Genomic DNA, 14,768 nt, shown 5'->3' with positions numbered 1-14,768 from the left:
TCACTCCTCGTCGCCGAGCTGGACGGGCAGGGACACGGTGGCGCACATGTCGCCGTCGACGGCGGTCGCGTAGGAGCGGCAGTCGCCTGCCACCCGGAAGCGGACCGAGTCGAGGGCGCCGTTGCTGTAGGCGGTGAAGATCAGGGCGCGGTCGATCTCGTAGGCCGGGACGGAGGCCGCCTCCGCAGCCTCGGGGAAGCCCGCGGGAAGATCGACGACCGCCTGGCCGCGGGTGACCTTGGCCCTGCTCGCGCCGAGCCCCGTGCCGGGGACCAGCTCGGTGAGCGTCGCGTCCACGGCGGCGGCGAGCGAGCGGGCCGGGCCGCCGCGCACGGGTTGCGCGCCCGGCTCCTCGCCGGTGACGGGATCGCAGCCGAGGTACGGCACGGTGGAGCCGCCACGAGTCCGGGGCCCGGTGGGCAGGTCGGGGCATGCCTGCGCCCGGACCGGCCGGTCACCCTCGGCCTCGGAGGCCGCCGCGTCGACCGCGCGCCGCTCCTCGCGGCCGGGCGTCTTCAGGCCCTCGACCTCGATGGTCCAGCCGTCGAGGGTCTCGCTCGTCTCGTCCATCCAGGCGTAGACGGCCTCCGGGTCCTCGGACGAGTCGACCGTCACGCTCCGGGTGCCGGTGTCGGCGGCGGTCACGAAGGACTGGTCCAGTGCGGCCGCCCTCTCGGCCTCGGCCTGCGCCTCGGCGGACGCGGCGTCCTGCCCGGCGTTCCCCGCCCCGGCGGGCCGTGCCCGGTGCGCGTCCTGCCCGGCTGCGCCCGCCGCGCCGGGCTGCGCCGCGCCGGCGCCTGCCCGGCCCGCCAGCATCATCCCGACGAGCGCGGCGAGCAGCAGCACCGTCAGGAGACCGGCGACCACCGCCGCCGACCGTCTCCGGATCGGTGGTCGGTCAGCACCTCCGGCCGGGTCGGTCCGGAGGGGTGCCACTACTTTGCTGAGCGCCGTCATCTCTCACTCCGTCGTCGACGTTTCTGGTCCAGGACCTGGGGCCTCGGGGGGTGGATCGGTATCGGCTTTGAAATGAAAGTGTGCATGGTGTGGGTGAGTCCGACAAGACGAACGCTGTCGTCCGACCTTCCCGAAACGCGACGGACACGTCCGGGACGTCGTCCATCACAGCCTGGAAACGTCGAGGGCACCAGTCGGCGCGCTCGCCGCCCGACGCACCGGCGACCGCGCGCGCCACCTCGCCGGCCGGAAGGCGGCACGTCCCGGTCCGGAAGAACGAGACAGCGGTGCGTGACATGTGAGACCCGATGCCCGGTTCGGGCGCCTGACGCGCAAAGATGGTCCCGTGCGCCCCCTTGACCCACGGCTGCGACACGTCCGGCCGGCCCGTTCCTATCTCCTCCTCACCGTCGGGCTGGGCGTCGCGTCCGCCGGGCTCGTCGTGGCACTGGCGCTGCTGGTCGCAGCCCTGCTGACCCCGGCGATCCAGGAGCCCGGCACGACGCCCGCGGGCGCGGGCCCGCTGCTCGCCGGGCTCGCCGTCGTCGTCGCCGGGCGCGCCGTCGTCGCCTGGGCGCAGGAGCGGTACGCGCTGCGAGCGGCTTCCCGCACCATCGCCGACCTGCGCGAACAGGTCGTCGAAGCCATCGCCACGAGGCCACCGCGGGGACGGTCGCGGGGTCGGGAGGGCCAGCGCGGCGCGGCACCGGCGCCGGACGCCCCGGCGGGAGACGCCGCCTCGGCCGCGCGCACCGCGGGGACGAGGGCGGAGGACGGCACCGGCGTCGCGACGCTCGTCACGCGCGGCCTCGACGATCTCCAGCCCTACCTGGTGCGTTACATCCCGCAGCTCGTCCTGACCGCGCTGCTCACGCCCGCGCTGGTGGTCGTGGTGCTGTGGCTGGACTGGGTCTCGGCGCTCGTCGTGGCCGTGACCCTGCCGCTCGTGCCGATCTTCATGGTGCTCGTGGGCCGCCTGACGGCGGGCTCCTCGGAGCGCCGGCTGGCGACGGTCGCACGCCTCGGCGACCAGGTGCTCGACCTCGTGGCCGGCCTGCCGACCCTGCGTGCGTTCGGCCGCGCGGCCGGTCCGGCGGACCGGGTACGGGCGCTCGGCGACGCCTCCCGGCGCGCAACGATGCAGACCCTGCGGGTCGCGTTCCTGTCCTCCATGGTGCTGGAGCTGCTGACGACGCTGTCGGTCGCGATCGTGGCCGTGGGCGTGGGCCTGCGCCTCGTCGAGGGCCAGATGGACCTGCAGCCTGCGATCGCGGTGCTGGTGCTGGCCCCGGAGGTGTACCTGCCGCTGCGCCGGGTGGGCGCGGAGTTCCACGCGTCCGTGGACGGCGTGGCGGCGGCGAGTCGGGCCTTCGAGCTGCTGGGCCCCGCGGCCCGGGAGGGGGCCGGGGGCCGTTCGGCCGCACCGCCGGAGCGCGAGACCGCTCTCGGCGGCGGATGCCTCGTGCTCGACGGCGTGTCCGTGCGGGCCGGCGACCGGGACGTGCTCGCGCCCGCCCGGCTCTCGGCACGGATCCCGCTCGGGACAGGGAGACCCGGCGGCGGGCGGATCGTCGCCCTGCGCGGGCCGAGCGGGTCCGGGAAGTCGACAACGGTGCTGGTGGTGCTCGGGCTCGTCGAGCCGGACTCCGGCCGGGTGCTCGTGGAGACGCCGGGACCAGGAGCGACGACCGTGCCGCTCCGCGAGCTCGGCCTCGAGACCTGGTGGCGGCACGTCACCTGGGTGCCGCAGCGCCCCGCGGTCCCGCCGGGCACGATCCGCGACATCCTGCACGCCGAGCCGGGCGTCGAGCGGCCGGCGGGCGGTGCGTCCGCTCCCCCGCAGCGCACGGTCCGGGTCGCCGGCGCGGCCCGGAAGACCGGGCTCGACGAGGTCGTCCGCGGGCTGCCGGACGGGTGGGACACCCGCCTCGGGCTCGGCGGCGCGGGCCTGAGCGTGGGGCAGCGCCAGCGCGTCGCGCTCACCGCCGCCCTGCTGGACGACGGCGCCGCCCGTCCCCTCGTCATCCTGGACGAGCCGACCGCCCACCTGGACGCCCGGTCCGAGGGTCAGGTCCTCGACACCGTGCGCGCCTGGCGCCGCGAGGGCCGCACGGTGCTCGTCGTCGCGCACCGCGAGTCGCTGCTGGCGATCGCCGACGAGGTCGTCGACGTCGCGGCCCGCCCGCTGTCCGGCGTCGGCCCCCAGGCCACGACCACCTCCGACTCGGACCACGGAGCCGCCCGATGAGCGCCACGCTGCCGACCCGCTTTCCCCGGCCGCAGCCGCCCGGAGACGTGCACCGGAAGCCGCGGGACCCGTTGCGGCGGATCCTGCCGCTGCTGGAGGTCCGGCCTGGTCGTGTCGTGGCCGCCGTCGCGTTCGGCACGCTGACGCTGGTGTGCGCGATCGGGCTGGCGGCCGTCGCGGCGTGGCTGATCGCCCGGGCGTCGCAGATGCCGCCGGTGCTCACGCTGTCGGTCGCGGTGGTGGCGGTGCGCGCGTTCGGGATCGGCCGCGGGGTGCTGCGCTACCTGGAGCGGCTCGCCTCGCACGACGTCGCCCTGCGCGGGATGGCGGCGCTCCGGGCCCGCGTCTACGCCGGCCTCGCCGCCGCGCCGGGGACGCCGTCGGTGCGCAGGGGCGACCTGCTCGCCCGGCTGGGCGCGGACGTCGACGCCGTGGGCGACGTGGTCGTGCGCGCCGTGGTCCCGGCGGGGGTCGCCGTCGTGACCGGGCTCGGCTCGGTGATCCTGGTCGGCGCGTTCCTGCCGGAGGCGGGCCTCGCGCTGGCGGTGTGCCTGCTGCTGGCGGGGGTCGTCGTGCCGTGGCTGGCCGCACGGGCGGCCGCACGCGTCGAGGCCGACGGCGCGGCGGCGCGCGGACGGGTGAGCGGGCTGGCGCTGGAGCTGCTGGAGGACGGGCCACAGCTCCGCGTGGCGGGGCGGTTCCGGGCACGGACCGACGACCTGCGCGCCGCCGACCGCGCACTCGACGCCGTGCACGACGCCGGTGCGCGGGTCTCCGGACTGTCGGCCGGTCTCGGCGCGCTGGCGCAGGGGCTGGCCGTGCTCGCGGCCCTGGCGCTCGGTATCCCCGCGCTGGTGGCGGGCCGGCTGACGCCGGAGGAGCTGAGCGTCGTGGTGCTCACGCCGCTCGCCGTGTTCGAGGCGACCGCGGGGCTTCCGGCGGCGGCCGTGCAGTGGCACCGGTCGCGCGAGGCGGCCCGCCGGCTGCTCGGGCTGCTGGACGCGGGCTCGGACGAACGCGTCGGGGAGGACCGCCCGGACCTGCCGGGCGTGGCACTGGACCTGCGGCCGGGAACGGTGACCGTGGTCACCGGGCCGTCGGGCTCGGGGAAGACGACGCTCCTCATGCGCGCGGCGGGCCTCCTCCCCGAGACCGGGCCAGGACACGTGGACGTGAGACGTGGCACCGCGGACGAGGCGCCAGCGCTTGGCACACTTTTTGTCGCCGAGGACGGTCACGTGTTCGGGACCACCGTGCTGGAGAACCTCCGGGTGGCGCGCGGTGACGTCGGCGAGGCGGACGCGCGCGCCGCGCTCGGCGCCGTGGGGCTCGGGCCCTGGCTCGACGGGCTGCCGGACGGGCTGGGCACGATGCTCGGGACCGACGCGGCGAACGTGTCGGGCGGCGAGCGGCGCCGGCTCCTGCTCGCCCGGGCGCTGCTGGCGCCGGTGGACGTGCTGCTCGTCGACGAGCCGGCCGAGCACCTCGACGCGGAGGCCGCCGACGGCGTCCTGCGCCTCCTCGCGCAGCATGCCCGCGCCACCGGGACCGCCGTCGTCCTCGCGACGCACCGCCCGGTCCCGGCCGCCCTGGCGGACGACCGGATCGACCTCTCCCCCCGCCGCTGACGGGACCCGCGCGGTCGGTCCTTTCTTGAACGATCGGCACGTCGAACAGCCGATCACTCACGAAAGGACCGACCGCGCCGGTTCCCGCCGCCAAGACCGGTCACTCGCCCGTAGCGCCGTCGATCAGCTCGCGGGCGGCGTCCAGGTGGCCGGCGTGGCGCGCGTACTCCTGGAGGACGTGGAAGCCGATCCACAGCAGCGTGGGCGGCGTCTCGTCCGGGCCGAACCGCCCCCCGACCGCGCCGCGCTCCGCCAGGTCGCGGCCGGTCAGGATCTCCCGGGTGCGGACACCGCCGGCGTGCAGGCGGGGCAGCCAGTCGTCGAGACCCGTGCCGTCCGGGACCGTCCAGCGGCCGCACGGGTCCCCGTCGGCGTTGTCTCCCCACGGTTCGATCACCTGATCCGCCAAGAACCCCCACACGAACCAGCGCCGCTCCATGTGCACCAGATGGACCAGCAGCTCCAGCGGGGACCATCCGGACGAAAGAGGTCGCTCGTGCAGCCGCTCGGGCCGCAGGCCTCGGAGCTTGCGCTCGACGGTCCCGCGGTAGTAGTCGAGATATTCCATGAGCTGGACGACGGTGTCCGGGGAATCCACACGGGGCTCGACGTCGGAGAGCGGCATACCCCCACCATAGGCTCACGACCAGCGATGACACCCCCTTTCCGACACGCCCGAAATGCAGACGAAAACATTCGCGTGACCAATTCGTGACATCCGACGAGATCGTCTGTACTGTCATCCACGGCCGCGATACCCAGATCGCGGCCCGGACCCGGCCGCCGAGCCCCGCCACCGGATCCGACCAGCGAAGATATGGCGGGGACGGGGGAACCAGGCAGGACGGGCCGACGGCCCTTGGGGTGAAGCCTCTTCGGAGGCCGGGTGATCTCATCTCCCATCCGAACCCGACAGCTCACCTCGCAGGCGTAGGAGGAGATAGCCGTGTCTACGATCACGTCTGAGACCAACCGCCAGTCCGGCCGAGGCCGGCACCGCGCCGACCGCCCCGCCGTCACCCCCCTGACCGGCGTGAGCGAGGCCGCCGCCAGGACCGGCGCCATCGCTGCCGTCACCGGCGGCATGCTCGCCTCGGTGTTCTCCTCGAGCGCCCACTCCGCGCCCGCCGACAGCACCAAGCAGACCGTCGACTACGGCAAGGCCGACGCCAAGGTCCCGAACGCGCTCGCCGACGAGCTCGTCGACATCGTCAAGGTCGCCAAGGACGCCGAGACCCCCGTCGAGACCAGCACCATCAAGGTCACCCCGTACGCCGAGACCGCGGAGGGCAAGGCCGAGGCCGAGCGCCTCGCCGAGGAGAAGCGCCAGGCCGAGCTCGAGGCCCAGCGCCAGGCGGAGCTCGAGGCCCAGCGTCAGGCCGAGGCGGAGGCAGAAGCCCAGGCGGCCGCCGAGGCAGAGGCCGCCGCCGCTGAGGTCGAAGCGGTGTCCACCTCGACCAGCACCGGCAGCACCACGGGCCAGCAGGCCGTGAACCTCGCGATGGAGCTCGTCGGCACGCCGTACGTGCTCGGCGGCTCCACCCCCGGCGAGGGCCTGGACTGCTCCGGCCTCGTCAGCTACGTGTACGGCCAGCTGGGCGTCAGCCTCCCCCGCACGTCGAGCGACCTGCGCTACGCCGGTACCGTCGTCACCGACCCCCAGCCCGGCGACATCGTGTGGACCGAGGGCCACGTCTCCCTCTACGCCGGCGACGGCATGATCGTCGAGGCCGTGCAGCCGGGCACCCCGCTGCGCTACACGACCATGTGGCAGTCGAACCCGACGTTCGTCCGGGTCGCCTGAGCACGGTCTCGCACCGGGCGGCTCGCCGGGTGCGCGGTAGGGCGGCCACCAGGTCAGCCGTACCGTGCACCCGGTGACTTGCGTCCGGGCACTAGAGTCCCCCGCGTGAAGATCCTCCTGCCCGACGTCGCGTTCGATCTCGACTTCCGGCGGTTCCTCGCCGACGGCGCGCGGCGCGTGTCCGACGACGAGGTCGTCCGCTACGACATGCGTGCGCCCGTCCCCGACGAGCACACCGACGCCGACGTCCTCGTCACCTGGTCCAACCCGCCCGGAGCCGTCTCCGACGCCGCACGGCGACTCACCCGTCTGCGCTGGGTGCAGACGCTGTCGGCCGGGCCGGACGTCGCTCTGGCCGCCGGGTTCGGGGACGACGTCGTCATCTCCTCCGGGCGCTCCCTCCACGACCCGACCGTCGCCGAGCACACCCTGATGCTCGTGCTCGCGTCCGTACGGCGGCTGCCGGAGGCCCTCGCGGCGCAGCGCGAGCACCGCTGGGCCCGCGAGATGGCCACCGCCCAGGCCGCGCCCGGCACGGACGCCCACTGGACGCTCTCCGACGCCCACGTCGTCCTGTGGGGCTTCGGGTCCATCGCGGAGCGGCTGGCACCGATGCTGGCCGCGCTCGGCGCCCGAGTGACCGGGGTGGCGGGCTCGGCGGGGGTGCGCGCCGGGTTCGACGTCGTCGGGCCCGACGGGCTCGCCGGGCTGCTGCCCACGACCGACGTCCTCGTGTCCCTGCTGCCCGCCACGCCGGGCACGCGGCACGCACTCGACGCCGGTGTGCTGGCGCGGCTGCCCGCCCACGCCCGGTTCGTCAACGCGGGCCGGGGCGCGACCGTCGACGAGGCCGCCCTGATCGACGCGCTGCGCTCGGGCCGCCTCGCGGGCGCCGCGCTGGACGTCATGGAGACCGAGCCCCTGCCCGCCGGGTCACCGCTGTGGGACTGCCCGAACCTCGTCCTCACCCCGCACGTGGCGGGCGGGCGGCCCCGCGGTGCCGCCCGGTTCCTCGCGGACCAGCTCACCGCGTGGCGGCGCGACGGCGCCGCCGGGATCAGGAACGTGGCTCGCGCTGGCAGCGCGGACAGAAGTACGACGAGCAGTTCATGAACTGCTCCCGCCGGACCGCCGTCCCGCAGCGTCCCCAGGGCTCGCCCTCCTGGCCGTACACGGTGAGCGAGCGGTCGAAGTAGCCCGACTCGCACTCCCGCTCCGGCCGTGCCCGTCGGGCCTCGCCCTGGTCGTCGCGCATCGCAACGTCGGGTGGGTGCGGAACCACGGACCGCTCCGATCACTGTGAGGACGACAGCGCCCAGCGGAATCCGTCCGGGTCCGCGAAGTGGCTCGAGTTTGCCTCCGCTGCCTGCTCCGCCGGCCCGTCGGGGCTGCCGCCGGCGGACTCGGCGATGGCCATGAGCTGATCCAGGCCCTCCCGGGTCTCCGTGCGGCGGCCCAGCGTCAGTCCGCCCGTGCCCTCACCCGGGTCGTCGATGCCGACGTCCTTGGCGAGGACAGCCCGCGGCATCAGGCAGAATCGCGCTGCTCCCCGCAGAGGTTGGAAGTCGATGTACTTGTTCGCGTAGTCGCGATCAGTCGTCATGCCCAGCGCCTGGTAGAACGTTCGGGAGGCTTTGGGGTCCTGGACGCCGAGGATGATGCTGATCTCGGTGGGCCGAGGGGATCCTGCGCTCTCTCCCTTGTTCTTGCTGGAGTCCGCGGCCACCTTCCACACCGCCCCGTCGGGCGCCTGGAAGGATCCCGAGAATGACCCGAACAGGGCCTTCTTGGCCGGCTTGAGCACCCGCGCGCCCGCACGGGCGGCGGCGTCCATCACCGCCTGCACTTCCGACGGCCTCGCAAGCGCGTAGGTCAAGACGTATCCCGGGAAGGCCGATGATGCGCCCTCAGCCCCCGCGCCAACCGACGTCGGCGGAGTCAGTTCGAAGCGGCCGGTGCCGTGCATGTCCACCTCCACGGACCTGGTGTTCTCGGTCATCACCGGGGTGAAGACTGCGGCGTAGAAGACCTTGGATGCGGGAAGGGCGCCCGCGAGGGTGACGACGTTCAGGGCGAGCGAGGATTCTGCGTGACGGGTCCGCTCGTTCACTGGGCGGCCTTCCTGACCAGCTTCTTCAGCTCGGTCCAGGCGGCCTCCGTCGGCTCGGTCAGGGCATACGAGGTCGCCCAGAGACCGCTGGCGTCGTCAAGGCCGGCCTGCACGCTGAACCCGAACGTCGAGTACCGCTCCTTGTCGCCCTGGCCGCTGCGGAAGAAGCAGAGCACCTTGCCCTTCCTCGCATAGCCGGGCTGGCCGTAGTACAGCTTCGGCTCCAGGTCCGGGGCGCACGCGGTGACGATCGCATGCACCCGCTCGGCGAGGGAGCGGTCGGGCTCGGGCATCTCCGCGATCTTCGCCAGCAGAGCCGCCTCGTTCGCGGCAGCCTTCTCGGCGGCCTTGCCCGCGCGGCCCTGGGCCTTGAGCTCCGCGGCACGTTCCTTGATGGCCGCACGCTCCTGCGCCGACATGGTGTCGCCATCAGTCGGGTGTTCGGCACGGGCTGTCTTCTCAGTCATCTCCCTCTCCTGTCGGTGGTGTGAACTCTGATGCTTCGAGGCTATGGGGAACCCGGTCGTCGTACTTCTCGATTCCTGACCGATCGCCCCGCAGGGCCATCCGTGGGAAGGGCCCGCGCCGTGCTGGAGGTCGATGCGCTCACCGGGCATCGAGCCGTCCTCGGGCTGGCAGGAGCACTCGGTCGGAGACCAGGCGACGAGACACCCTGCTTCTCTGCCAGGCTCCCTTGCCGCGGTACGCAGCGCGGCCGTGCTCACCCAGGAAGAGATCGCCCGCAGGCTCGACGTCAAACAGGCTGCGGTCTCTCACATGGAGAGCCGCGACAGACTGCTGTACAAGACGCTCGTCGCCTACCCGCACACCGCCGGTGCCGCTGACGCCAAGCTCACAGAACCGGGCGGGTCCCACCACGGGCCACAGCCCTCGAAATCAGCGAAAACGCTGGCAGCGCGGACAGAAGTACGACGAGCGGTTCATGAACTGCTCCCGCCGGACCGCCGTCCCGCAGCGGCGGCAGAGCTCGCCCGCGCGGCCGTAGACGTCAAGGTTTCTGGCGAAGTAGCCCGACTCGCCGTTCACGTTGACGTACAGCGCGTCGAAGGACGTACCGCCCTGCGCGAGGGCGTCGCGCATCGTCTCGGCGGCGGCGTCCAGCACCCGCAGCACCTCCGCCTGCCCCATCCGGTCGGTGGGGCGGCGGCCGTGCACCGCGGCGCGCCAGAGCGCCTCGTCGGCGTAGATGTTCCCCACCCCGGAGACCAGCGTCTGGTCGAGCAGGGCGCGCTTGATCTGCGTCCGGCGACGGCGCACGCGCCGCGCGGTCTCCTCGCGCCGCGCGTGCGGGTCGAGCAGGTCGCGGGCGATGTGCGCCACCGGTTCCGGCAGGGCCGGCAGGTCGCTGCCCTGACCGGCGGGCGACCGCGTACCGGGACCGTCCGGGGCCCTGTCCGGCACCAGGTCCTGCACGCTCAGGTGGCCGAACGTGCGCTGGTCGACGAAGTCGAGGTAGCGCACGGGCTCGCCGCCGACGTCGGGAGCACCCTCCAGACGGAGCCGGACCCGCAGGTGGGGGTGCTGCCAGTCGTCCGCGCTGGTGCCGCTGCGGACCAGGAGCTGGCCGGACATGCCGAGGTGGGCCAGGAGGGCGTCGTCGGGGTGCGCGGCGGAGCCGGACGGCGAGGGCAGGTGCCCGCCGGTGCGGTCGGCGACGGAGGACGGGGCGAGGCCGGACGGCGGTGGGAGGTGGCGGCCCGGGCCGTCGTCGTCGGCGGCCAGGGGGAGCCAGAGGAACTTGCCGCGGCGGACGGCGGCGGCGAGCCGGCGGCCGGTCAGGCGGCCCGTGAAGTCGGACGGGCCGCCCTCGTGCCGGCGCACGCTGTAGTCGCGGCGGACCTCCACGCCCCGGACGACGGCGCCCACGACGAGGCGGTCGAGACCGTCGCGGACGGTCTCGACCTCGGGAAGCTCAGGCACGCGGTACGTGTCCCGGCGGCTCCTCGGACCGGCGCCCGGACGAGGGTGCCGGGTCCGGACGCCCGTCCTGCGGGGCGCCGTCCAGTGCCGACGCGCCGTTCTCGGCTCCGCGGCCCGGGGCTCCCCGCCCGACGGCCGGCTCGGTTCCGCCGGCGTGCGTCGCGCGGCCCGCCGAGGCGGTGTCCTTCTCCCGCGGGAACTTCGCGACGAGCGCCTTGTATGCCTCCTCGGCGGCCTCCTGCTCCGCGTGCTTCTTCGCAGACCCGGAGCCCTGGCCGTAGCCGACGCCGTCGATCACCACCTCGGAGTGGAAGATCCGGGCGTGCTCGGGCCCTTCGAAGGTCGCGACGTAGTCGGGCGCGCCGAGGGTCCGCTCGGCCGCGGCCTCCTGCAGCGACGTCTTCCAGTCCAGGCCCGCGCCCAGCCCGGCGGCGACGTCGAGCTGGTCGTCGACGAGCCGGTGCACGAAGGCGCGCGACTCCTCCAGGCCGTGCGAGAGGTACGTGGCCCCGATCAGGGCCTCGACGGTGTCCGACAGGATCGAGTCCTTGTCGAAGCCGCGGGTACGGATCTCGCCCTTGCCCAGCAGCACGTACCTGCCCAGCCCGAGGCGCCGGGCGATCTTCGCCAGCGATCGCTGCGACACCGTCGCCGCACGCATCCGCGCGAGGTCGCCCTCGTTGGTCTCGGGGTGGCGCCGGTACAGCGCCTCGGTCACCACGAGCCCGAGGACCGTGTCACCCAGGAACTCCAGGCGCTCGTTCGTCGGGATCCCGCCCGCCTCGTGCGCGAACGAGCGATGCGTCAGAGCGAGCACGAGAAGCTCGGGGTCGAGAACGACCCCGAGCTTGTCCAGCAGCTCGCTCGGCTCCGCACGGGTCGGAGCACCGCGGCGGGCCATCAGCCCGCGTTGACGGTCTTCAGTGCCTCGCGGTAGGAACGGCCCTTGTAGGCACCGCACGTGGGGCACGCGACGTGCGGCAGCTTGTCAGCCTGGCACGACGGGCAGGTCGTGAGGGTCGCTGCGGTGGTCTTCCACTGCGAGCGACGCGCACGGGTGTTGCTGCGCGACATCTTGCGCTTCGGAACAGCCACGGCTAGCTCTCTTTCGTCTCGTCCGACACGCTCGTGGATTCGAGCATGCTCTGCAGCGCCGACCAACGAGGGTCGACCTGATCATGATGGTGGCCGGGGTCGTCGGCCAGGCGTGCTCCGCACTCGGAGCACAGGCCCGGGCAGTCCGGACGACACAGCGGTTGAAATGGTAGTGCAGTGACCACCGAATCTCGCAACGCGGGCTCGATGTCCGCGAGATCCCGGTCCAGGAGGGACTCCTCGTCCTCGACCTCCTCGTCGCCGGCCGCGGCTTCCGCCTCGGCCCGCTCCGGGTAGGCGAAGAGCTCCTGGATCGGCACGTCGACGGGGACCCGGATCTCGTCGAGACAGCGGACGCACTCGCCGACCGCCTCGCCGCGGACGGGACCGGAGACCAGCACGCCCTCCATGACGGCCTCGAGCCGCAGGTCGATCTCCAGGTCCGCGCCCTCGGGGATGCCGATCACCGGGGTACCGATCGCCGCCGGCGCCTGCACCGTGGCGCTGTGCGTGCGCATGGTGCCGGGACGCCGGGAGAGCTCGTGCGTGTCGAGCACGAGCGGCGAGCGCGGGTCGAGTGTGATGGCAGGCTCCGAGAAGGACGGTGAAATACGGGATGGTGGCCCAACCTGGACCAGCCTGCAATCTTACGCCATCGACCGGGATCCTGTCGGCCACGCCACGTGTGATCCGGCACTCCCCCGCCGTGCCCTCAGCGGAGGGTGGTGCGGATCGCGCCCGCCACGCCCGGCGGGACCAGGTCGTCGATCTCGCCACCGTTCCGGGCGATGTCCTTCACCAGGGACGAGGCGATGTGCGCGTACGCCTGGTCCGCGGCGACGAACACCGTCTCCACGCCCGACAGGTGCCGGTTCATCAGCGCCATCGGCAGCTCCCCGTCGAAGTCCGCGCCGCCCCGCAGCCCCTTCACGACGGCGGTCGCACCCACCTCGCGGCAGAAGTCCACGAGCAGGCCGTCGGCGACACCGACCTCGACGTCCGCGGTGGCCGGGTCCCCGGCGACGGCCGCCCGGGCCAGCGATGCGCGCGTGTCCAGGTCCAGCAGGCCGGACTTCCCGGGATTCTTCGCCACGGCGACGATCACGTGGTCGAACATGCTCCGCGCCCGCCGCACGACGTCGAGATGGCCGAGGGTCATCGGGTCGAACGACCCAGGACACACTGCGATGGTCATGGCCCTCACCCTAGTCGGCGCGGCCGGCCGGCTCCGCGTAGTGCACGGCGGTCTCGCCGTAGTCCTTCCGGCCGGTCGGCGCCAGGCCGTCCGGCCAGGCGGGCTCGGGGCTGCGCGTCGAGCGCTCGACCACGAGGACGGCCCCGGGCGCCAGCACGCCGACGGCGGCGAGGTCCCGCAGCGCCTGGGCGAGACCGTCGTCGGACAGGTCGTAGGGCGGGTCGAGGAAGACGAGGTCGAGCGCGGCGCCGGGCGGCGGCGCGGCCGCGAGCGCCGCCGTGTACCGCTCGACGGGGCTCGCCGTCACGCGCACCTGTGCGGTGAGGCCGAGCGTGGCGACGTTCTTGCGTGCGACGTCGACGGCGGTGCGGGCGGAGTCCACGAGCGTGACGTGCTGCGCTCCACGGCTCGCGGCCTCGAGCCCGAGGGCGCCCGATCCGGCGTAGAGGTCCAGGACGTTGGTGCCGTCGAGCACGTCGAGGTGGTCGAGGCGGGAGAAGATCGCCTCGCGCACGCGGTCGCTGGTGGGCCTGGTCCCCTTCGGTGGCACGGCGAGCGTCCGTCCCCCCAGCTTTCCCGCGACGATCCTCACGGCCCAGAGTCTACGGTCCGGGTGCGGCGGGCCGGGTGCCCGGCCGGGACCTCTAGGACCAGGGGAGGTCCAGGTGGGCGACGAGGGGCAGGTGGTCGCTGCCGGTACGCTCCAGCGTCTCCACCTCGGTGACCGCGGCCCCGCGCGCGAGCACGTGGTCGATCGGTACCAGGGGGAACGCCGCGGGGAAGGTGAACCCGAACCCGTGCTGGGGCTCGGTGACGAGCGCGGTCACCGGGTCGAGCGCCCGGTCCCCGACGGCGGTGTTGAGATCGCCCGCGACGATCACGGCGTCGGACTCGTCGGCGGCCAGGGCCTCGGCGAGGAGCCCGATGCTCTCGTTCCGGGCGGTGACGTCGAGCCCGCCGGGACCGAGCCGGGTGGACGGCAGGTGCACGGCGTACACCGTGATCCCGGGGTCGCCCTTCTCGGGGACGACAGTGACGCGCAGGCCGCGCTCCCAGGACTCGCCGAAGCCCGCGGGCCGCAGGTCGACGTGCTCGGCGCCGCGCAGCCGGTGGGCCGACCACACGCCGACCGTGCCGTAGGTCTCCGCGTGCGGCATCGAGTCCCCGAAGGCCCGCGTGTACTGCGCGGCGAGCTCCGGGGTGACCTCCTGGAGGACGACCACGTCGGGCGACGCGGCGAGCAGCACCCGGACCGTCCCGGCGATGTCCCGGTTCCTGTCGTCCACGTTGTGCTGCACCACCGTCAGGTCGTCCCGCGTCTCGGGCTCGTCGGTGAGCTGCGGCCAGAACGTCCAGCCCCAGGCCGCGGCGGGCAGCAGGAACGCGAGCACGGCGGTGGTCGACCGGCGAACCAGCCCGAGGACGAGCAGCAGCACGGCGGCCGCGCCCAGCCAGGGCAGGCACGTCTCGACGAGGCTGCCCAGGCCGAACCTGTCGGGAAGCTGCTCGTGGAACAGCAGGGCCGCCCCGAGCAGCAGCAGGAGGACGGCGGTCACGACTCCGCGCGACCACGTGGTGCTGGTCCGAGCCGGCTCCGCGTCGTCGTCGAACACGTCGTCGAAGGGGGCGAGCCCGTCCGGCACGTGCTGCGTGGCGGGGTCCGGGGCGTGCTCGTGCCGGCTCCGGTCCAGCGGGATGTACCGAAAGTCGCTCACGGCCGCGGACTCTACCGCGCGGTCCCCGGTCCGCGGTGCCACCGCGGACCGCTGGGCCGCAAGGGGCTTGCACGG

Annotated in this window: 14 protein-coding genes, 2 pseudogenes and 1 riboswitch; of the genes and pseudogenes, 4 read left to right on the top strand and 12 right to left on the bottom strand. The window is 73.9% G+C overall.

Annotated features, from left to right (window positions below; translation table 11 throughout):
* Positions 1 to 867 (bottom strand): hypothetical protein, encoded by an 867-nt coding sequence (locus ACYU96_RS00765; protein WP_460748128.1) that lies wholly within the window; start codon positions 865 to 867, stop codon positions 1 to 3.
* A gap of 436 nt (positions 868 to 1,303) precedes the next feature.
* Between ACYU96_RS00765 and cydD the strand changes: the two genes are divergently transcribed.
* Together cydD and ACYU96_RS00755 are read left to right on the top strand one after the other, a co-directional pair.
* Positions 1,304 to 3,205, top strand: coding sequence for a thiol reductant ABC exporter subunit CydD (cydD, locus tag ACYU96_RS00760; RefSeq protein ID WP_460748126.1), 1,902 nt, complete (start codon positions 1,304 to 1,306; stop codon positions 3,203 to 3,205).
* Positions 3,202 to 4,833, top strand: a complete 1,632-nt coding sequence (locus tag ACYU96_RS00755; RefSeq protein WP_460748124.1) for an amino acid ABC transporter ATP-binding/permease protein — start codon at positions 3,202 to 3,204, stop codon at positions 4,831 to 4,833. The genes cydD and ACYU96_RS00755 overlap by 4 nt, the downstream gene beginning before the upstream one ends.
* Before the next feature lie 100 nt (positions 4,834 to 4,933).
* On the opposite strand, the gene ACYU96_RS00750 is transcribed toward ACYU96_RS00755, so the two are convergent.
* Complete coding sequence (locus ACYU96_RS00750) at positions 4,934 to 5,458, bottom strand: mycothiol transferase (RefSeq protein ID WP_460748122.1); 525 nt, start codon at positions 5,456 to 5,458, stop codon at positions 4,934 to 4,936.
* A gap of 159 nt (positions 5,459 to 5,617) precedes the next feature.
* A riboswitch (cyclic di-AMP (ydaO/yuaA leader) is annotated at positions 5,618 to 5,779 on the top strand.
* Here ACYU96_RS00750 and ACYU96_RS00745 point away from each other — a divergent pair.
* The gene (locus ACYU96_RS00745) at positions 5,780 to 6,637 is read left to right on the top strand and encodes a C40 family peptidase (RefSeq protein ID WP_460748121.1); all 858 of its coding nucleotides are present in this window, start codon (positions 5,780 to 5,782) and stop codon (positions 6,635 to 6,637) included.
* Between the two features lie 105 nt (positions 6,638 to 6,742).
* Positions 6,743 to 7,750: an NAD(P)-dependent oxidoreductase gene (locus tag ACYU96_RS00740; RefSeq protein ID WP_460748119.1), complete on the top strand. Its 1,008-nt coding sequence runs from the start codon at positions 6,743 to 6,745 to the stop codon at positions 7,748 to 7,750.
* Here ACYU96_RS00740 and ACYU96_RS00735 read toward each other — a convergent pair.
* The 10 genes and pseudogenes from ACYU96_RS00735 to ACYU96_RS00690 all read right to left on the bottom strand — a co-directional run.
* A pseudogene (locus ACYU96_RS00735) lies at positions 7,695 to 7,838 on the bottom strand (DNA-formamidopyrimidine glycosylase); the annotation flags it as partial. The gene ACYU96_RS00740 and the pseudogene ACYU96_RS00735 sit on opposite strands and share 56 nt — an antisense overlap.
* A 93-nt stretch (positions 7,839 to 7,931) precedes the next feature.
* Positions 7,932 to 8,636, bottom strand: a complete 705-nt coding sequence (locus ACYU96_RS00730; RefSeq protein WP_460748117.1) for a VOC family protein — start codon at positions 8,634 to 8,636, stop codon at positions 7,932 to 7,934.
* Positions 8,637 to 8,743: 107 nt separating this feature from the next.
* Positions 8,744 to 9,214 carry a DUF1801 domain-containing protein gene (locus ACYU96_RS00725; RefSeq protein ID WP_460748115.1) on the bottom strand — a complete coding sequence of 157 codons (471 nt, stop codon included), beginning with the start codon at positions 9,212 to 9,214 and terminating at the stop codon, positions 8,744 to 8,746.
* Between the two features lie 430 nt (positions 9,215 to 9,644).
* Positions 9,645 to 10,688, bottom strand: a complete 1,044-nt coding sequence (gene mutM, locus ACYU96_RS00720; RefSeq protein WP_460748113.1) for a bifunctional DNA-formamidopyrimidine glycosylase/DNA-(apurinic or apyrimidinic site) lyase — start codon at positions 10,686 to 10,688, stop codon at positions 9,645 to 9,647.
* A gap of 199 nt (positions 10,689 to 10,887) precedes the next feature.
* Positions 10,888 to 11,589: pseudogene (gene rnc, locus ACYU96_RS00715) on the bottom strand (ribonuclease III); the annotation flags it as partial.
* Positions 11,589 to 11,783, bottom strand: coding sequence for a 50S ribosomal protein L32 (gene rpmF / locus ACYU96_RS00710; RefSeq protein ID WP_460748111.1), 195 nt, complete (start codon positions 11,781 to 11,783; stop codon positions 11,589 to 11,591). The gene rpmF and the pseudogene rnc, both read right to left, overlap by 1 nt.
* Positions 11,784 to 11,785: 2 nt before the next feature.
* Positions 11,786 to 12,340: a YceD family protein gene (locus ACYU96_RS00705; protein WP_460748109.1), complete on the bottom strand. Its 555-nt coding sequence runs from the start codon at positions 12,338 to 12,340 to the stop codon at positions 11,786 to 11,788.
* A gap of 155 nt (positions 12,341 to 12,495) precedes the next feature.
* On the bottom strand, positions 12,496 to 12,978 hold the full coding sequence (coaD, locus tag ACYU96_RS00700; RefSeq protein ID WP_460748107.1) for a pantetheine-phosphate adenylyltransferase: 483 nt from the start codon (positions 12,976 to 12,978) through the stop codon (positions 12,496 to 12,498).
* 10 nt (positions 12,979 to 12,988) lie between these two features.
* The gene (gene rsmD, locus ACYU96_RS00695; RefSeq protein WP_460748106.1) at positions 12,989 to 13,570 is read right to left on the bottom strand and encodes a 16S rRNA (guanine(966)-N(2))-methyltransferase RsmD; all 582 of its coding nucleotides are present in this window, start codon (positions 13,568 to 13,570) and stop codon (positions 12,989 to 12,991) included.
* 52 nt (positions 13,571 to 13,622) lie between these two features.
* A complete protein-coding gene (locus tag ACYU96_RS00690; protein ID WP_460748105.1) occupies positions 13,623 to 14,693 on the bottom strand; it encodes an endonuclease/exonuclease/phosphatase family protein in 1,071 nt (356 codons plus the stop codon).
* Positions 14,694 to 14,768 lie beyond the last annotated feature (75 nt).

This window comes from Myceligenerans cantabricum, assembly GCF_054777735.1.
This window is presented reverse-complemented; position numbering and strand designations above follow the sequence as displayed.